At 58.2% G+C, this 17,756-nt stretch carries 15 protein-coding genes and 3 pseudogenes; 2 read left to right on the forward strand and 16 right to left on the reverse strand.

The window, feature by feature from the left end:
* Position 1: 1 nt before the first annotated feature.
* Positions 2-277: pseudogene (locus HWX91_RS41325) on the reverse strand (tyrosine-type recombinase/integrase); the annotation flags it as partial.
* Positions 278-301: 24 nt separating this feature from the next.
* Positions 302-961, reverse strand: a complete 660-nt coding sequence (locus HWX91_RS17685; protein ID WP_051743438.1) for a site-specific integrase — start codon at positions 959-961, stop codon at positions 302-304.
* A 188-nt stretch (positions 962-1,149) separates the two neighbouring features.
* On the opposite strand from HWX91_RS17685, the gene HWX91_RS17690 reads away from it, so the two are divergent.
* Positions 1,150-1,578: a tyrosine-type recombinase/integrase gene (locus HWX91_RS17690; RefSeq protein WP_255246792.1), complete on the forward strand. Its 429-nt coding sequence runs from the start codon at positions 1,150-1,152 to the stop codon at positions 1,576-1,578.
* A gap of 118 nt (positions 1,579-1,696) precedes the next feature.
* Here the strand turns inward: HWX91_RS17690 and tnpC are convergent.
* From tnpC to HWX91_RS17740, 11 genes and pseudogenes are all read right to left on the reverse strand, one after another.
* Positions 1,697-3,043 (reverse strand): annotated as a pseudogene (tnpC, locus tag HWX91_RS17695) (IS66 family transposase); the annotation flags it as partial.
* A 63-nt stretch (positions 3,044-3,106) separates the two neighbouring features.
* A complete protein-coding gene (gene tnpB / locus HWX91_RS17700) occupies positions 3,107-3,424 on the reverse strand; it encodes an IS66 family insertion sequence element accessory protein TnpB (protein ID WP_081833121.1) in 318 nt (105 codons plus the stop codon).
* A 16-nt stretch (positions 3,425-3,440) separates the two neighbouring features.
* Positions 3,441-3,827 carry an IS66-like element accessory protein TnpA gene (gene tnpA / locus HWX91_RS17705; RefSeq protein ID WP_028197512.1) on the reverse strand — a complete coding sequence of 129 codons (387 nt, stop codon included), beginning with the start codon at positions 3,825-3,827 and terminating at the stop codon, positions 3,441-3,443.
* 77 nt (positions 3,828-3,904) lie between these two features.
* Positions 3,905-4,147 (reverse strand): annotated as a pseudogene (locus HWX91_RS40770) (SMP-30/gluconolaconase/LRE-like region family protein); the annotation flags it as partial.
* A gap of 448 nt (positions 4,148-4,595) precedes the next feature.
* Positions 4,596-5,030: a response regulator gene (locus HWX91_RS17710; protein ID WP_051743439.1), complete on the reverse strand. Its 435-nt coding sequence runs from the start codon at positions 5,028-5,030 to the stop codon at positions 4,596-4,598.
* Positions 5,031-6,349: 1,319 nt separating this feature from the next.
* Positions 6,350-7,198, reverse strand: a complete 849-nt coding sequence (locus HWX91_RS17715; RefSeq protein ID WP_052660756.1) for a metallophosphoesterase — start codon at positions 7,196-7,198, stop codon at positions 6,350-6,352.
* Between the two features lie 1,483 nt (positions 7,199-8,681).
* Positions 8,682-10,028 carry an ATP-binding protein gene (locus tag HWX91_RS17720; protein ID WP_028197515.1) on the reverse strand — a complete coding sequence of 449 codons (1,347 nt, stop codon included), beginning with the start codon at positions 10,026-10,028 and terminating at the stop codon, positions 8,682-8,684.
* On the reverse strand, positions 10,004-10,669 hold the full coding sequence (locus HWX91_RS17725) for a response regulator transcription factor (protein WP_028197516.1): 666 nt from the start codon (positions 10,667-10,669) through the stop codon (positions 10,004-10,006). The genes HWX91_RS17720 and HWX91_RS17725 overlap by 25 nt, the downstream gene beginning before the upstream one ends.
* A 21-nt stretch (positions 10,670-10,690) precedes the next feature.
* A complete protein-coding gene (locus HWX91_RS17730; RefSeq protein ID WP_030101870.1) occupies positions 10,691-11,437 on the reverse strand; it encodes a COG4705 family protein in 747 nt (248 codons plus the stop codon).
* Between the two features lie 31 nt (positions 11,438-11,468).
* Positions 11,469-12,245: a COG4705 family protein gene (locus tag HWX91_RS17735; protein ID WP_028197518.1), complete on the reverse strand. Its 777-nt coding sequence runs from the start codon at positions 12,243-12,245 to the stop codon at positions 11,469-11,471.
* 193 nt (positions 12,246-12,438) lie between these two features.
* Positions 12,439-12,765, reverse strand: a complete 327-nt coding sequence (locus HWX91_RS17740) for a DUF4148 domain-containing protein (protein WP_028197519.1) — start codon at positions 12,763-12,765, stop codon at positions 12,439-12,441.
* 205 nt (positions 12,766-12,970) lie between these two features.
* On the opposite strand from HWX91_RS17740, the gene HWX91_RS17745 reads away from it, so the two are divergent.
* Complete coding sequence (locus HWX91_RS17745; RefSeq protein ID WP_028197520.1) at positions 12,971-13,276, forward strand: PepSY domain-containing protein; 306 nt, start codon at positions 12,971-12,973, stop codon at positions 13,274-13,276.
* A 64-nt stretch (positions 13,277-13,340) separates the two neighbouring features.
* On the opposite strand, the gene HWX91_RS17750 is transcribed toward HWX91_RS17745, so the two are convergent.
* The 3 genes from HWX91_RS17750 to HWX91_RS17760 form a co-directional block, all read right to left on the reverse strand.
* Entirely contained in the window at positions 13,341-14,387 is a 1,047-nt protein-coding gene (locus HWX91_RS17750) for a histidine kinase dimerization/phospho-acceptor domain-containing protein (protein ID WP_052660757.1), read from the reverse strand.
* The gene (locus HWX91_RS17755) at positions 14,371-15,060 is read right to left on the reverse strand and encodes a response regulator transcription factor (protein ID WP_028197521.1); all 690 of its coding nucleotides are present in this window, start codon (positions 15,058-15,060) and stop codon (positions 14,371-14,373) included. The genes HWX91_RS17750 and HWX91_RS17755 overlap by 17 nt, the downstream gene beginning before the upstream one ends.
* Positions 15,061-16,140: 1,080 nt before the next feature.
* Positions 16,141-17,310, reverse strand: a complete 1,170-nt coding sequence (locus HWX91_RS17760; protein WP_030101873.1) for a porin — start codon at positions 17,308-17,310, stop codon at positions 16,141-16,143.
* Positions 17,311-17,756: the final 446 nt, after the last annotated feature.

Here is a 17,756-nt window from a genome sequence, read left to right on the forward strand (position 1 = left end):
AGGCCGGACGGCCGCTAGTCAGGTATTGGGCAATGGCGCGTCCGGTCCGGGTCGGCAATGGAAGCACGTCTGTTCGCCGCGCCTTGCCTGCTGATAACCGCAAGGTCCCGTCGTGCCAGTTCAGATCGTCCAACTTGAGCGAGGCCACTTCGCCGGCGCGCAGTCCCAGGTCGACCATACACCGGGCCATCGCATAGTCTCTGCGGCCGATCGCGGATTGGCGATCGAATGCGTTGAGAAAGCGCTCCAGTTCCGCCTCAGATAGCGTGTCTGGCAACGATGCGAACCGCCACTGGGCGATTTACGGGATCGCGGCAATAAGGCACAGGACGTGATCTCCGTGCATGCCCCGGAAACGCAAATAGCTGCGTAGCGCGATCCCGAGGACTTTGCCTGTGCTCGGCTTGCATCCCGCGAGGTGACGGACTACGAATCCGTAGACATGTTCCGGCTTGACCTGTGCCATATCGATTCTCGACACACCGAATCGCTCCGACAGGAATATCCGTACTATACGCGTGCGCAATGTTCTCGTAGACGGGGCCAGCCCGCAAGTCCGGTCAAGGTGTGCATCAAATTCCTTGAGTTCCTCCTGTATCAAAAGGGGCGTGAAATCGGGCCGAGGTGGTATGTCGGCTCTCTGGCGAAGCACGACAAGCAGACGATTCAAGGCTGGCCCAACATGGTTCCTGCTTCGTGGTGTGCGCAAAGGGCAGTCACACCGCGGTAAGTGTTCATCCAGAAAACGGCGTACCAGTGCTTCATCAATCTGACTGAGTTTGACGCGTCGCTTGCGCAGCCAATGCGCAAAGTGCGCGACGCTGCACAGATACTTACGGACGCTCCACGCCGAATATCCGCGCCCGATCAAATAGTTCGAATAGGCCCGGTAGCTGGATTTGAACACGCCGTCTGTCAGCCATGCCCGGGTCTGCTGCGGTATCGCGAAATCGTTGTCCATGATGATGACTCTCCTCAAAAGGCCGTACTGCCTTCTGAGCAAAGCACTTTTATTATGCGCAGTCCACTACTGACGGCCGCCGTGGAAAACCCATCGCAGAAGGGCAAACGAGTCTCCGTGGCGCGGAACTGCGCATATTCCCGAGATCGGCATAGTTGCGCTCATGCAAATATTTGCATGAACGGAAGATGCGATGCACTCCGCTTCGACCGGACGTCGTCGCGGTGATGAAAGCATGGCTACGCTATCAACCTGGCGAATCCGACGATCCGGTCTTCCCCAGTTCGCGCGGTGGCCGTCTTAGCGCCGACGCACTTCAGCGGCTTGTGTCGCGCAACGTCGCAATCGCGTGCCGCTCGTGCCCCTCGCTGAAGGAGAAATCAGTAACTCCCCACACGCTTCGACACGGGGCCGCGATGAGCCTGTTGCATCACGGCGTAGACCTGTCCGTGATCGCGCTCTGGCTCGGTCACGAGTCCTCCGAGACGACTCAGATTTACTTGCACGCCGACATGCAACTCAAGGAACGCGCGCTCGCGCACGCCACGGCGAGCGGTGTCGCGCCGAGACGCTACAAACCTCCAGATCCGTTGCTTGCCTTCCTGGAGGCTCTCTGATAATGCCGACAATCCGAGCGGCCGGGAACAGAGATCCACCCAACCGTTGTGTGGATGGATTCATGACGCGGCATAATCGGGGAGTCGGCATAACTGGGTTCATGCCGCTAGCGGCATGAACCCAGTTGTTGTCTATCGGCACGTGTCCGTCGTCGAGATAGCGCGTGAGCGCTTCCCAACGTTTGAGGCTGTAGTCGAGCGCTTTCGCAATCGCTGAACCTTCCGAAACCAGCTTACGCTGCGCCACCATCCATTCATAAAGTGCGTCACACACCGGTTTGGCCCGACTCTGCCGGAGTTTGCGCCGCTCTTCGGCATCCAGCACTGCAGCGTCGCGCTCGATATCATAAAGCGCAGCGAAGAACGGCATGGCCTGTCCAGCGACGTGGCTGCTGTGATTGGCATGCAGGTCGAAGAACTTGCGCCGTGCGTGCGCAGCACATCCGATTTCAGTGATGCCCTGCTGGAATCCGGCCTTGTATCCGCCGTAGTCGTCGCACACCAGCTTGCCCTGCCAGCCGGCAAGGAAGGTGCGGGCGTGCTCGCCTGCACGGCTGTCGGCGAAGTCGTAGACCACGGCGCGCAGCTCACTGAAGTGCGTGGGCGTATACGCCCACAAGTACGCCCGGTGTGTCTTCCCTTTACCTGGACTAAGCATCTGTACCGGTGACTCATCCGCATGCAGCACACCCTGCTGCAGGATTTCCTGATGCAGGGCATCGACCGGTGGCTGCAACTGTGCGCCGCACGTGCCGACCCACGCACCCAATGTCGATCGCGGTATTGCCAGACCCGCCCGCGCAAAGATCTGTTCCTGACGATACAGGGGAAGGTGGTCAGCGTATTTGGCAACCAGCACCGAGGCCAGCAGCCCCGTGGTCGGGATGCCCTTGTCGATAACGTGTGCGGGCACCGGCGCCTGCATCAGCGTTTCGCAGTTCTTGCATACCCACTTGCCACGGATATGCCGCTCAACCGTGAACACGCCCGGCGTGTAGTCCAGCTTCTCGCTGATGTCCTCACCGATGCGCACGCGCTCGCAGCCACACTGGCATACGGTGCTATCCGGCTCGTGGTGGATCTCTGTGCGCGGCAGTTGTGCTGGCAGTGATGCGCGCTTCGGTTGCTGGGGTGACTGGCCGGCGGTGGCTTGCGGCTGAAGCTGCTCGAGCTCCAGTTCGATGGCGGCCAGATCCGCGTCGATCGCTTCTTCCAGCAGGCTCATCTGCTCGCTGCTGAACTGTTCGCTGCGCCGACCGTACTGCTGGCGCTTGAGGATGGAGATCTCGTGGCTCAGCTGCTCGATACGCGTCTGTCGGTAATGCAGCTCGCGTTCGTTGTCCTCGACCTCCCGCGTCTTCTCCTCAATCTCCCGGTCTCTCTCCTGCACCTGGGCAATCAGCTGCGCGGCGAGCGCGCGCAACTGTTCAGGGCTGAGGGCATTGAGGTCGGCAGGCAGGTTCATGCAAACCAGTCTGCCAGAACCCCTGGCACAGTGAAAGCGCGACAGTTTACGTCCCTGTTGGCCTCATACGACGCGGATCACACCGTTTGGGCCGATGCGCTGCCACGGCAGACCCACCACCAGACCTCCGAGCTGCTCCTGCGTGAGTGCGTGTTGCTTTGGTTCGCTACCAGCGTGAGGCCAGACGAACTGTCCCTCGTTCAGCCGTCGCGCTGCCAGCCAGATCCCGATTCCGTCGTGAACCAGCACCTTCAGGCGATTGGCCCGCCGGTTGGCAAAGAGGTAAGCATGGTGCGGATGCGCCGCGCCGAACACCGTAATCACCCGCGCCAGTGCCGTATCGAAGCCCGCACGCATGTCCAGTGGTTCGACTGCAGCCATGCTTCATCAATGCGGATCACGCGAGCCACTCTCGCAGCCAGGTGGCGCATTGTGCGGCCTCTGATGTCGGCCAGCTAACCGTTATCGACTGGTCCGCGCGGCGCACTTCGACGCGGATCTCAGCCGGGCGCACGTTCTTCGTGTCGAGCGGGAGCGGTACGAATGCCGGCGCCACTGCCGACTGCACCGCCACATCGCTACGTGAGACGAGAAAGCGCTCGTTCCCTTCGGCCTGTTCCACCCAACGTCGGAGCAGATTTGCGTTCAGCTTGTGGTGCAACGCGATGGCCGCGAGCGATACCCCAGGCCCCTGGCAGGCTGCCACCACCTGGGCTTTGAACTCGACGCTATAGCGCCGGCGTCGACGACGGCCAACTGGCGCTTCTTCTTCGATAGTGTTCACGTGTCCACCTATTTAAGTGGATACGATGCTCCCAAGACCTTTCATGCAACTCAAGATGGGATGGCTAGGCGCTTACAACCGATGTTCTGTCCGTTCTGATAGATCGCGATGCCGCCCTCACCTTCGTCCCACATTGATGCGGTATAGATCTCCCCTTCAGGTGCCACCCACATCGAGCGAGCCACATTGCCCACTCGAGTCGTGGCCGTGCCATGCGTGTTGGCTATCCACCGAGTGGAGTATTGTGCTTCGCAAACGGACGCAGCCGCGGCGCTCAGCACTACCGCGATGAACGCGGTACAGAGTCCTTTGAAAACCATGAGGGACGTTTCTTCGATCGCACGCCGTGCAGTACAGGCGTCCATAATCCGGTGTTGCCAACCCTGGCAAACTTGGAGTCCGAACCCTGACGATTCGAGCACTTGCGACGTGACGCGTCGAATTGGTCAGGTATGTCGTCTGAGTTAACGGCGGTCCGCGGCGCGAGTTGAGAGATTTCTCACTTGACCTTGATGACGGCGCCAGCACGGCTGGAGGCCTGCATCACTTTCCGGTTAACGGGACGAGCCGGGTGCGCAAGGTGCGTGCGCAAACGGGACCTCGGACCATCAAAAAAACGGCACGGACTTTCGTCCGTGCCGGCGAAATGCTCTGACATTTTTCCGAGGGCTGCCAGAGCATGAGAGACCGTCAGCATAATTAAAGCGCTCGTTCTCCGATCCGGATAAAAGCGGTCCAAACTTCTTCCCGTTCGTCCGAACCGGTCGGTCAAACCCCGGTTTCTCCATTGTGAGGTTTGGCGTCATCCTTCGATCCATCTGCAACTCCCTTGACAATCGCAAGCGCGGAGACTGCCGTTAACAGTGCTGTCGCGTCTGCGGGCTTCTGAAGAAACAGATCGGACAGAACAGGCGGCGAAGAGGGCGGCAGGCTTAGTGACGAAGCCAGAACGATAGGCACACTAGCCAGAGTTGGGTCGGCCCGGAATATCCTGCACAATTCCGGCCCGTCTATACCAGGCATGTTCCAGTCGGTGAGCAAAAGGTCCGGGCGAGCGGTACGCGCGAGAGCCCAGGCCGAAGCGCCGTCAGGCGCCCACACAACATCAAACCCGTTCAGGCGGAGGACGGCCGTCCAGGCGGCAGCGGTCTGTTCGTCATCGTCGGCCAAGAGGATCAGTGGGTGCGGCTCGGATGGCTTCATGTCAGTGTGGCGAGTCCAAACTGGGCCACTTTAAGCAAGATATTGGCCATGCCACCCGGCGGCGCCCACGCAAGGGAAACGTTCCGATGCTGTAATTTTAACCAAGGACTGTCGCTTCCGTTGAAATGTTTACATCTGAACGAATTGTAACGGCGCGACTGCAATGGCAAGACCTCGCGAGTTCGGCGCCCTAGCGTCAATGCGGTTCACTTTTTAACACGTTCGACAGGGGGCGCATGCTTCCCGGGGCGATCCTGCAAACCTCGGCACAAGGCTTGTAAAAATCTTTGGACCCAATCGGAGGTCTGCCGGGCCGGTCTCGGCGTTTGGAATAAGACCGAGCATATCGATCGCGGTCGATCCGACGATGCGTTAGCGAAAAAGCGAAGGCAAAGCGACCTCCGCGGGAATTTCTGCTTCGGCGACTTGGGGCTGCTTAACTAGCAAGTTCGAAAATGCTCCGCGTGTAAGGCGTTCACTCGGATTGAACATCTCCTCAACAGCCACCGGCAGCTCGGACGAGCAGCAGTCGATTTTTAGGAAATTCTGCCCAACATGGTGCCTACGTTATTCCCTGCTATGATTGGTCGCGCAATTGCGTTTTGCGCGACCGGGTTTCGCGAAACTGGCAGAAATGCAAGCGTATCTCCAGTCAGTTGCCTCCGCCATATCGTGCATTCATGGATCCAGTGTGCCATCCTTTTTTGGGCGCGCCGTAATTGATGGTAGACCTCGGTGCGGGTCCTTCCGGCGTGTGCACGGCTCTCACTACCGCCCACGAATGCGCCGCGCATTGCGTCCGAAGTCATCGAAGCGTTGCTGTTGGATGCCGTACTGGTTTCGCACGAAAGAAACGAACGGGCATCTTGTATCGGAAAACAGCGACGGCACTCGCGTTCGCTGCCACTTTGAATGCAGAAATGTCGTCCCGATACGCCGCTTGGCTGATCAGCCCGCCCATGTTTTATGGCAGTCCGCTCTGTCTCCTGGAGCGATTTCCTGACCGGCCGTCGCGGCATTGGCGTTTGACGCGGCGGCTTGCAGCTGGTTAACAGGCCGTCGCGCGTATTAAGGAAGCGCAAGTGGGGTTCCCGATCGCGGATTTCTAGCCGGAAAGCTGAAATACTTGCGGCGCATTAATGTGCCCCGACGAGGTTTGCGCGGGCATTGAACGCCAGGATAATGAGGCGGGTCAACCGGGCGCTTTGGCGTTCGCTGCAAAAAATCTCAGATTGAATGACTACCCCGCACCGGTGGATTGGGCGTCCCACTCGTACCTGCGCCCGTCGGTCATGCTGACGCATGAGCCTGACAGGGCACTATACTTGTCCCGATTCGCGGGCCGGCGGGTATTGCGCTATCGGGCTGAGTGCAGGTGCCGCGCGGGTGCCCTCGCTCAGCAGGGTGGGGATTTCGTCGAGGCGCAATAGTGTAAGGTTGCCGCCGTAGACAACACCCGTGTCGACGTTGATGACATTGTGGCTCACGACCGGCCGGGGTGAAGGCGTATGTCCTACGATAACAGCCGTGACCCCTTCGACCCTGCCGCACGTATCAAGCCTTCCGGACTTCAACCGCCTGAACAGTCGCGCTGCGACGCAGCGCATCGACGCGAAGCCGTCCCATCCTGGCAACTGCCATCGTGACCGATCCCAGATGACCTTGCGCCGTATCTTCCCGTCAACATCTTCTTTCATTATTGCCTTAACCATTCTGGGCCAGGATTGCAGAGGCACGTTCGCATGTACGATTCCGACCAGACCAAAGTCCGTCTCTATTTCGATTGCATAGGGGAGCGCTGCCATGTACGCAACGATAGCGTCAATGGACTGCCCGTCCGCTGCCATATCAAGTAGCCACCTGCCGCCATTGCCCCGAACGAAGCCGTCATTGGCGCCATAAAGACGCCAGCGCACGATCGACTCCTCATGATTGCCGCGCACCGACTGGATGTCGTACCGACGCACCACATCGAGGACAGCAGGTGATTCGAACCCTCTGTCTACGAGATCGCCGACGGCAAAGAGCCTGTCCCTGGCGAGATCGAACTGGCATGCTTCGAGTTCCTTTCGCAGTTGCGAGAAACATCCGTGCAGATCGCCCACAACAAAGTCACGACCTGACGTATTTTTTTTAAAGCGCCGAACTGGTGGGAAGGTCTGCCGCATTTTTGCCGCCGTAAGGATGTCCTCGTTGCACCGTCGTCAGGATGGAGCGTAATGTTCAATCCGAGTCTCCAGCGCGGCAGCACGAGGCTTTGCGCAATCGTTCAGAGAGAGTTGCTTACGGGTGCGCGGCGCATGCGCGTCGCGGGAGCTTTGTTTCGCGAGCTAGGTGCGGACGATAGCGTCAATCAGCCACTGATGTTGATCTTTTGCCGGCGTGGCGACTGTGGTCCACCGCACAGGTAGTGTCGAGTGTCAATTGCTCGCCAGTAGTATCCGTTTGTAAACAGAGATGTATTCGTCCGATGGTTTGATCCGGTTGCTTCTGCCGATGAACGCGCGTCACGCGGAGGCTGATCGCCAGCCGACCTTGTAAAAAGCCAGTCGCGAATTAGCCTTATAATCAGGAGGCCTTATCGAATAGACAGGGACCGCATCCCATAGGCGGCCGAAGCGGCAGCGTCCTTCAGACCGAATTTAGCGCCATTGAACTGCCCCTTGCGATGCGATGCGTCAACTCAATGCCTGAATTCGCGATCGCGGCCCTCCAGAGGCATTTGAAACCTGGCATCACATCCGCTCTGGATTTCATGTGGCGATGGTCCTGCTTGATCACGTGGTTCAGATATTTCGACAATCTAATCTTCGTGTCTTCGGGCGGCAGGACCATCCGTCTTGAGGTTGAGCCAAGATAAGCGTCTATGCCCTGCAGCGCATAAGCGCTTTTAGGCACAGTTCCGGGTTGTATACAGTTCAGCAATCTTCGGAAGTGGCTACGGCCGACCGATGCCGGTTTGCTAGGAACAGCACCTAATGAAGGTTCGCATAATAAGAGCAGGCTTTTCCGATCGGCCATGGTGGCCGAAAGGGGAAGCTGATGTCCACGCCATCGACGCCGACCTGGCAACAAAGGAGCGAGCCCTTGAGAAGCTCGCGCCCACGGACGCAACTTCACTTAGGTTCAAGCCCACCGACAGCGTGCTTGCCTTCCTGCAACAGCTCTGATTATCTACAGTTGGTCCGCCGGCAATCCAGAAACATCGGATCGTCAGCGGACAAACTGTGTACAACCCGGAACTGTGCCTAAAAGCGCGAATTCCTATCATAAGCGTCTAGGTTATATAAACCGGAAAGATCATGCCGTTTCAGAGCAGTTTGAACCCTTATCCATCCGCGAAGGCGTTCCGGATCTGTTGCGCTCGCCTGACTTCGGCGCTGTGCAGGTAAATCGACGTGGTCGCGAATCGATCGGTCAGGGAGATCGGACCCGCACATGTCAGCCGTCGCGGCAGCGACAGTCTGGAGCCTTCAATTCGCTGCGCGCAACCGGGCGCCGAACGGCGAGCGGCGCTGTCATGTGCGCGGAAGGTTCCACACGACCCGGCCCTTAGGACGGACTTCGAAAGTTTAGGATGCGCCCTTACAAATGCATTGCGGCCGATGCCAGTATCCGACGAGTGACGACACAAAGCCCACGCCATGCGTCTCACACAACTGTGACCGTGACGCAGAGTCCAGAGCGCGCGGGCTCGTCGGAATAAGTCAGACCTAGATGCCAGCCTAGCCGGTCTGCGATTGTTTTGACAATGCAAAGCCCAAGGCCCGAGCCCTCCTGATTGCTGCCAAGCACGCGATAGAAGGGATCGAAAACCCGTGCACGTTCCGCAGGCGCGATGCCGGGCCCGGAATCCTTCACTGCAAGCCGCACATGCTTCTGCTGGATTGTCACGGAAAGATCAACCCGGCCGCCTTCCGGCGTGTACCGGATCGCGTTGTCGACGAGATTTTTCACAAGCGTTCGAACTTCAATTTCATTCGCGCTAATTTGCACGTCGTCGCCACTCTCGATGCCGATATCGATCTGCTTCGCCGCGGCCAGCGGCATCAGGTCTTCCAGTACCCGGCGATAGACCTGGAGAATTGAGACCGATGAGGAGGCGTCCACGGGTGCGGACTGGATTCGCGCTAACGTTAGCAGCTGATCGAGTTGCGAACGCCCGCGTTCAATGCCTCGTCGCAGATCGGCCAGGCGTTCGGACGCCTGAGGTGACATTGGAATCCGCGCGAGACGTTCCGCCTGAAGGGAAAAAGCGGTCATCGGCGAGCGCAGTTCATGCGCCGCGTCTGCAATGAAGCGTTGCTGGGTTTCCATCGACTGCCCGACGCGGGCGAGCAATCTGTTGATTGCGGCGACGAACGACTGCACCTCGACTGGAATGTCCCGCTCGCTGAGCGGGTACAGATCCTGCTCTTTCCGCGCTTCGACACCAATGGCCAGTGACGCAATCGGTAAAAACATGCGTTTGACCAGTTGGGCGACGATGATCAGAAGTATTGGTACCAGCACCAGGAACGGCGTCACGGTGCGAAACGCGCTACCTGTTGCAATCTCATCGCGTAGTCCCGTCTCCTGTGCTACTGCAACGCGACGGCCCGCAGCCGCGGTATGAATCAGCACGCGAAACGATTCGCCGCCAAAGCTCATTGTATAAATACCATCGGCGATGTTCTGGGGGATCTCCAGAGGCTGGGTATCTCCATCTCCCGCCCCGCCGGAATGGTCGTTGGTGAAGTACTGGACGATAACGCGCGACTCTTCGCCGCCACCAGTCGAATGGAGCGCACCAGTGGTGTCACCAAGGGAGACGGGCGTCTGACTGAGAAGCGTTGCGACTTGCCGCAAGACATCATCCTGAAGCTCATGAGCTTCATCGAGCGCTGAAACAAAGGCCGAGATGCCCGCAATGATCGCGACCGCAAAGATCGCCACACACAACCAGAGCGAGATGCGAAATCGGACGGAATGCTTCAGCCTGAAGGCGAAACCATCCATCCGGCCCCCCTGATATTGCGGATCAGATCGGTGCCGAGTTTTCGTCGCAATACATGTATCAGGTATTCGACCGCGTTGCTCTCAACTTCTTCACCCCAGCCATAGATTCGCTCTTCCAGTTCCGCCCGTGACAGGATGGCGCCGGGACGGATCAGGAGGGCACGGAGCAATGCAAATTCGCGATTCGACAGTTGCAGGGGTTCGCCGTTTCGAACGGACACCTCCCGGGTCGCCAGATTAAGCGTCACCGTCCCGTTGGACAGGGACGGCGACGCGTTGCCATTCCGGCGACGCAGCACTGCGCGCATACGGGCAAGGAGTTCCGCGATCTCGAATGGCTTCAGAACGTAGTCATCAGCTCCTTCATCGAGACCCTGAAGCCGGTCCTCAAGTCCGTCCCGAGCAGTGATAATGAGCAAGGGAACAGCATTGGCGTTACCGCGGATCGCCTTCAGAACTTGCATGCCGTCTGTTCCAGGAAGTCCAAGGTCGAGCAGCACCAGATCATAGTAGTGGGTTTGAAGCGCCGTAAGACCGGCGCTGCCGCTTTTTACCCAGTCCGCCGCATACGAAGCGTCCTTCAACGCTCCCTCGATGGCTTCGCCGATCATCGGATCGTCTTCCAGCAGCAGTACCCTCATAGTTACCCCGCGAACTGGCTATCAATGGGATCTGGACGCAGCGCGCTGCCTGAACAAAAAAATGCTGCCGACGATAAATGTCAACAACGCCGCGGAAGCAGTATAGCGGCTCAAGGCGAGACCACCAGCGTTCACCGGTTTGTCGAGAAAATCGCCCACAACCGCCCCCAGCGGCCGGGTCAGTACGAATGCGATCCAGAAGAGCATCGTGCGCGATACCCTGGTCCAGAAATACGCAGCGACGACGACGGCGAGCAGGGCGGCGAAAACGAGAGCACCGCCCGTGTAGCCAAGTCTTGCTGTATCGGCTGTCCAGTCTCCCAATGCGGTGCCGAGCGTCTGGGAAAACATGATGGTTATCCAATAAAACAGCTCAGCCTTGGGTGATCCGATTGACGAAACGGAGATGGAGCCCATTTCGCGATACCAGACAATCAGCGAGACGCATAGTAGCGCAAGAAGAAGCGACGCCCCTCCCGCATAACCGATGCCGAGTGACCTGTCAGCAAAGTCAGCCATGGTGGTGCCGACCGTGGTACTCGCGATAATCGTTGCCCAGTACAGTGGAGGCTGGAAGAACCTGGACCGGATCTGCGCAGTTACGGCCGCCAGAAACACGACAGCAAAGATAAGCGTTCCAACGAGATAGCCGAGATTCATCGACATCGACACGGCATCCCCACCGGTCTCGCCGAGGGTAGTCGCAGCAATCTTCAACATCCAGAACAGCAGCGTAACCTCTGGAACTTTAACGAGGGCGTTGTCCATGCTGCGATCTGGCGGGCGATGTATGGGCGAATCAGACACGTTGTTCTCCGAGTGGGTATCTGTAAATGGATAGGCAGGCGATCAGACATGCGATGGTCGCGAGGAAGATGATACTTGTCATCGTCGTTCCGAGGCCGAGGCCGCCGTTGGTTACCGGCCGTGCCAGCAGATCACCGCATGACGCACCGAACGGGCGCGTCAGGATGTATGCCAGCCAGAAACAAAGCGTGGTGTTTGCCTTCAACACAGAGCGTGCCAGGGCAATGAAGACAATCATGGAGCCGAAGAGCAGAGCGGCGTTGGCGTAGCCGGTGCCCAGACCTTCTGCTATCCAGTCGCCGGCTGCTGTGCCGAGCGCAAACGTGAGCAGGATAGCAGCCCAATAGAAATATTCGCGACCACGGGTATCGATTGCCTGGATAGAAAGCGTGCGTTCTTTCGCGTACCAGATCGCAAAGACGATCACAAGTGCGGTACCAAAGGCCGCAGTCGAGACTGCGAGCGGGACCGCAAAGGTGTCGGATAGATTGTCGGTGACCAGCGTGCCGAACACGCTTATACAGACGACGCAGAACCAGTATAAGGCGGGCACATATCGTTTCGCGCGTATCTGGAAAAACAGGCTGCCCGCGAGCAGGCAAGCCATGATGATCGAAGTTCCGGCCAGACCAAGCTTCAGGTTGATGCTCAGATAATCTGCGGCCGTTTCACCCACCGTCGTGGACATCATTTTGATTATCCAGAAGACGAGTGTGATCTCCGGGACCTTGTTTAGCCATTTGACGGCCGTGGGCGAGCTTGGATTCATGGACGTTTCTTATTGGGGAATATGAGCGGGCGCCGCTATCACCTTTCCCGCACTAATTGCACTGCGAATGATTCGCTCGCACGCGCGAGCAATAGAGTTTCCCCGCCGGCCCGCTGGGAGCCGAAGAGCACACGGCCGTTTCCTGCCTATGTGATCTTCGGCTCGCGCTCACGACCTGCGCGAAGGAGCCCCATCAGTGGTGAGCATAAAGATTCGACCGCGCGGATCCGGTGTGGCTACGCGTGCCCGACTGGGACGCGCCGGTCGGCTCGGTGCCCATACCCGTGTCGGACATCGGCATCGCAGCTCTTTTAGCGGCAACGCGGGCCTCAGCCGCCTGAATGTCGGCAGGATAGGTTGCATCGTCGCGCCTTGCCGGGTTGTAGCCAGCCTTTTCCATCTGGACGAGATCGGCGCGCACCTGTGCCCGGGTAACCGGGCCGGTTGACTGTTGGGCGAAGGCGATGACGGGAGCCGTCAGCGCGGCAACTGTGATGATTGAACGAATTAACGATTTCATGGCTGCTCCTGCGAGAATAGTTGGCTTTCTGGAGCGGCATTCGCCGCGACCGTGAACCCATTCTAGGGCGGCTGACTTAGGTGAAGCTTAGCCGCCTGCTATCTCTGCCGAAGTTGAGGTATTTCGCGAATTCTCGCCGGTTCAGGTTCTCTTAACCTGATACATGCCAGCATGAAATCGTGGCAAATCAACATTGGAGTTCGACATGAAAAAGGGTTATTACTTTAGTCTGGCCTCGGCAGGTCTGCTCGTTACAAGTATCGCGGCACATGCTTTCACTGGTCAGGAGTACTCGAAGGACGCAAAGATCAGCCTGAAGCAGGCGCGTGTGTCCGCTCTCAAGGCCCATCCTGGGAAGATCACCGACGAAGAACTTGAAAGAGAGGCGGGAGGTAGTGGGCTGCGTTACTCGTTCGACATTGCGACGAAACAGGGCACACAGGAAGTCGGAGTGGACGCGCAAACGGGGTCGGTCCTCGAAAACAGCAGGGAAGGACCGAACCCGGACTGAAATGGGCGCATCGGGGCGCACCACGGAGCCTGAAGTGTCTGGCGCTCGCCCCTGATCGACTTTTTCAGGAACGGAAGGCGACACGGCCACTGTTGAAGTACCGGCCCGCGTTGTCGACCAGGTTCGGTAGCACGAGGGCAAGCGCGAACTGGTTTGCGCCGACGTGCAGGCCGCGATTGACGTCGATCCGGTCTGGATGCCCTTGGCTTGCAGGATGTCGAGCGAGGTCAAGCGCGGTCTCGATGGCACTAGCAAGACGCACGGGGCCGATATCGGACTGCGACTCTTCACGCGCAAGCAGCAGTAGCGCGTTGACCAGAACTATCATGGTGTTGGCTGCGCGATCGATCTGCCGCAGGCGCGTCTTCGACTTCGCGTTGATCGACGCATCGTGGTCGAGAAGCTCGCAACTGGTCTTGATCGCCGTGAGCGGTGTGCGCAATTCATGACTGACGTTGCCGGTGAACTCTTTCTCCCGCGCAATCATCTGTGCCATCTGCCCGTGATAGTCATTGAACGCGTCGACTAATTCCACGACTTCTGCTTCATCGTACCTGTCCGAATCGAGCGCACTCGATGCACCGAGCCTGAGTGCCTTGACCTGGCGGGCGAGGCCGGCAACCTGCCGGACCAGCAGACCAGACAGTCCAAACGCGAGCCAGAATGCGAGCAGCGCAAACACACCGGTGCCGAACATCAGTGCGTCAATCACCTGCCTGAAACGCTGCTCGTATGCGCTGAAGTCGTAGATCCGATAGACGCGTACATCGTCAAACGGTGCGATTGCCACATGGATTTCACGGCCGTTCACGATGATTTCGTGGGTGCCTTCGGCCAGATCCCTTACCGAAGCCGGTAACGGCACGCTTACGCGGCCGCCTGTCGAAACATGACCACCGAGCCGAGGATCCAGAGGCGGCACAAGCGTTGGGTCCGACCGCCAGCTGTTCAGGACGCTCGCCATGTCGTCGGCGATCAGTGCAGTAATGAGCCGCTCCTCCTGCGCTTCGGCAAGCGCCTTCACACCAAGCGCCTGGGCCATGAGCAACAGGATCGCCAGCGCCGAAAAAACCAGCGCGACCTTGAAGCGTAGGCTACGGCGTCGTTGCATCGATCACCACCAGCCGGTAACCGAGACCATGAACTGTTTCGATGAGATCGTCCTCCCCGTTAGAGGTCAGCGCTCGGCGCAAGGTATAGATGTGCGCGCGTAGGGTATCGCTATCCGGCAGCTGCTCGCCCCAGACTTCCGTTTCGAGCTCCGCGCGACCGAATACGCGATTCGGCGCCTGCATCAGAAGGCGCAGCAGATGCAGGCACTTCGGCGGCAGCCTGATCGGCCGGTCGGCTCGCTCCACAGCGAGCGTCGTGGGGTCGAACCGGATGTCAGCGCAGCACAGGATCGCCTGCGTCGCATGGCCTTTATAGCGCTTGATCAGTGCACCGAGGCGTGCGTCCACTTCCTTGAGTGAAAACGGTTTGACGAGATAGTCGTCCGCGCCTTGCTCAAAGCCCTGGAGCTTGTCATCCAGCGTGTCCCTCGCGGTCAATATCAGAATCGGCGTGTCGAGAAGTACCTCCTTGCGAAGCTTTCGGCAGATCGTCAGGCCGTCCACTGCCGGTAGCGACAGGTCGAGCAGAATTGCGTCCCACCGTTGTGTTACAGCGAGGTGGAGTCCCTGCGCTCCGTCCCGCGCGAGGTCGGGTTCATAGCCGGCGTTCTCCAGAAAATCGTACAGATTGGCGGCGATCGCTGCATCGTCTTCAATGATCAGGATTCTCATCCTGCAGTTCTCCGCGGAGTGTCACATTGAGCGGCTGAAGGGCAACGCGCAACACGTTCACATCGTCGGTCCGCCGTGCTTTTCGCTGCCGTTCATGGCTTTCGCGATGGCCTTTCATTGTTTTCTACTATAACCGTCGCGGACGACTCAGGACGCGCGGCGCGCTCAATCTCAATGGGCGCGTTCAATGCGTCAGTGCAACGCCAGTGAGCTCGATACCGTCTAATGATGACCTTGGCGCATAGGCTCTCACTTTCTCGACGCGTCGAGGGCCATCGCGATGCGGAGGTCACGCGCGTCCGGCCATAGAATGGACCCGCTCCTTTTGCTTGGAGACCTGCCCGCCAATCCCTGCGATTGCCTAGGAGCAGTCAATGTGCGGGGCTGTGGAGGCGGACGGGTAGTGATTCTTGTTGCCTGGATGACGGCGCAATCTAGCCGTTGCATCAATTTGTGCTTCGTTAAGTTCCCCAGTGGTCAGCGTCTGGTTGCGGTCGCCCGCTTGAATCGACCGGGGTTCATTGACAGCACAAACGACCTGTTTTCCATCGTGCAGGCGAACGGTCGTCACATACGAGACGCTGGATGTACCAAAGGCGTTTCCAACGGCGGCAGCGGCTAGGACGCCGGCAAACGCGATTCTGAAAAATATACGCATGATGAGTTCTCCCACGAGGCGCGGCAACCCGCGTTAAAACTCATTTTCTGACGGGGCTCCTTAACAGACGCTGAATTGAGGTGGGTCAATCGCAGGATGATCGATGCCACCAAATCGGGGACAGGCGTTGCCGAATTATTCGTTCCATCCCTTCGGGGCACATTTTTTCGGATGCCATTTGTGACAACCGCGATGGGGGAGAGATCCTTGAACTCCGCGACACATCGGCTCCTATCCGGCTTGCTGATGCGGCAAGCTGTGCCTTTTTGGTTCGTTTCATTGAACTGGACAATCAACGTTGATGGGGGCACCCGAAATTGGATGGCAGACCAGTGGAGCGCGCCCGCAGGATAAAGTGCGGGCGCTGCTTTTACCTCCAGCGATGCTAAGGCAATGCGTACGCGTCGCCTTAGCATCACGCTTCAGAACTTATGGCGAATTGCCGCGCGCACGACAAGTTGCTTCGAATTTGACGACAGGTCGGCTGCGCCCGGTACATAAGCCTGGTCGAGCGATGACCCCGTCTGGCTTCCTGCAACTTTCTGGTAGGCCCCCTGAAAGTAAATATCCGTGCGTTTCGAAAGGTTGTAGTCCGCCATCAATCCGACGCTATGAATTTTCGGTTTTACGCTGCCCGTTGTCGCGTCGTAATTCTCAAGCGTGTACACATATTGCGCGCCGACAAAGAATGCCGGCGTGATCTGATACTTGCCATTGAGTTCGAAATTCTGATACTTGAGCGTGTTGAGCTTCCCGCCCGCCAACGGACCCGTGACGGGCTGGATCGTTTCGGTGCTGGACAGATACCCGGCGTTCGCGGACGGGTTCTTGATGTTAGTGTTCGTGTAGACGAAGCCTACGGTCGCGGGGCCAAACGTGTAGTTGATGCCGCCACCGAAAATGCGCAGACGTTCCGCCACGAAATTCGCATCGGTCGACGTAATGGCACCACCGGACGACTGGCCAGGATTGTCAGCATTCAGGTAAGCCGCCGCGACCAGCAGACCGCCATTGGCGTATTGCGCGCCCAGGCTGAACTGTCGATTGTTAGCGAAGCCGGTGGCGTTGCTGAAGCTGTATGTGCCGCCAAATTGCAATCCGGCGAAATCCGGACTCGCATATTTGACCGTATTGTTCACCCGGAAAGAGTTATCCGTGTTGTCGTTGTCGAACGGGTGCGAAAACAGATAGCCGGCCCAGTTTCCGTTGGCTGTTGTCTGCGCAAGATAGTCGACGACGGAGTCGTATTGACGACCGAGCGTGACTGTACCGAACGTGGCATTCGAGACGCCCACATATGCCTGACGTCCGAATAACAGGCCACCCTGACCCAGACGACCGTTGTTCAGGTTAAAACCATTCTCAAGCTGGAATATCGCCTTCGTGCCGCCGCCGAGATCTTCGGCTCCTTTGAGTCCCCAGCGACTTCCCTGAGCATAGCCGCTTTGCAGTTCATAGTCGTGCTTGCCGCCGACATTGTTGGTGTAGTTGAAACCTTCGTCGACCACCCCATACAGCGTGACGCTGCTCTGGGCGAACACAGGCACTGCAAATGTGGCTGACGTAGCCAGCGCGATCAGACTTTTCTTCATAAAAGATCTCCAGAAATGTTGTTCGAGTAGACAACTTTTTTTCAGACAGCTTGTGTTTGTTTCTGCGTTAGTACTATTGACTGAATTGTTATCAATACAGCGGGTGTGATCCTTACACGCCGATACTGCGACGTCTATGTTCGCGCCAGACTGTTTCCCCTGGGCGTTGCTAAATCATCACGACCGTGTGCAGCGCAATTGCTCGACCCGATGCCTGTCGCTTGGGGACCGCCGGTGCCGCTCAGGACTGAGGATCCACGCTGGACCGGCGATGCGCCGAACGATATAAAATCTGGAGATCGGGATGCAGCCTGGTCGAGGAGGGGTTTCGCCAGAAGACCAGTGATACGACGACATTGGTTAAGGATCGCTTAAGGTCGCGCAGCGAGAATTGTGGTAACGGAACGACGGGCGGCGATCATGAAAAATATTATGGCGGCTTTAGT

The sequence above is a fragment of the Paraburkholderia fungorum genome, assembly GCF_902833645.1.
Lineage (GTDB): Bacteria > Pseudomonadota > Gammaproteobacteria > Burkholderiales > Burkholderiaceae > Paraburkholderia > Paraburkholderia fungorum.

What these genes read in the sequence shown, in the direction of transcription:
- HWX91_RS17685 (WP_051743438.1), bottom strand. Translation starts at nt 961, where the DNA reads ATGGACAACGATTTCGCGATACCGCAGCAGACCCGGGCATGGCTGACA.
- HWX91_RS17690 (WP_255246792.1), top strand. Translation starts at nt 1,150, where the DNA reads ATGCGATGCACTCCGCTTCGACCGGACGTCGTCGCGGTGATGAAAGCA.
- tnpB (WP_081833121.1), bottom strand. Translation starts at nt 3,424, where the DNA reads ATGGCTGCAGTCGAACCACTGGACATGCGTGCGGGCTTCGATACGGCA.
- HWX91_RS17710 (WP_051743439.1), bottom strand. Translation starts at nt 5,030, where the DNA reads ATGAAGCCATCCGAGCCGCACCCACTGATCCTCTTGGCCGACGATGAC.
- HWX91_RS17715 (WP_052660756.1), bottom strand. Translation starts at nt 7,198, where the DNA reads ATGCGGCAGACCTTCCCACCAGTTCGGCGCTTTAAAAAAAATACGTCA.
- HWX91_RS17720 (WP_028197515.1), bottom strand. Translation starts at nt 10,028, where the DNA reads ATGGATGGTTTCGCCTTCAGGCTGAAGCATTCCGTCCGATTTCGCATC.
- HWX91_RS17725 (WP_028197516.1), bottom strand. Translation starts at nt 10,669, where the DNA reads ATGAGGGTACTGCTGCTGGAAGACGATCCGATGATCGGCGAAGCCATC.
- HWX91_RS17730 (WP_030101870.1), bottom strand. Translation starts at nt 11,437, where the DNA reads ATGGACAACGCCCTCGTTAAAGTTCCAGAGGTTACGCTGCTGTTCTGG.
- HWX91_RS17735 (WP_028197518.1), bottom strand. Translation starts at nt 12,245, where the DNA reads ATGAATCCAAGCTCGCCCACGGCCGTCAAATGGCTAAACAAGGTCCCG.
- HWX91_RS17740 (WP_028197519.1), bottom strand. Translation starts at nt 12,765, where the DNA reads ATGAAATCGTTAATTCGTTCAATCATCACAGTTGCCGCGCTGACGGCT.
- HWX91_RS17745 (WP_028197520.1), top strand. Translation starts at nt 12,971, where the DNA reads ATGAAAAAGGGTTATTACTTTAGTCTGGCCTCGGCAGGTCTGCTCGTT.
- HWX91_RS17750 (WP_052660757.1), bottom strand. Translation starts at nt 14,387, where the DNA reads ATGCAACGACGCCGTAGCCTACGCTTCAAGGTCGCGCTGGTTTTTTCG.
- HWX91_RS17755 (WP_028197521.1), bottom strand. Translation starts at nt 15,060, where the DNA reads ATGAGAATCCTGATCATTGAAGACGATGCAGCGATCGCCGCCAATCTG.
- HWX91_RS17760 (WP_030101873.1), bottom strand. Translation starts at nt 17,310, where the DNA reads ATGAAGAAAAGTCTGATCGCGCTGGCTACGTCAGCCACATTTGCAGTG.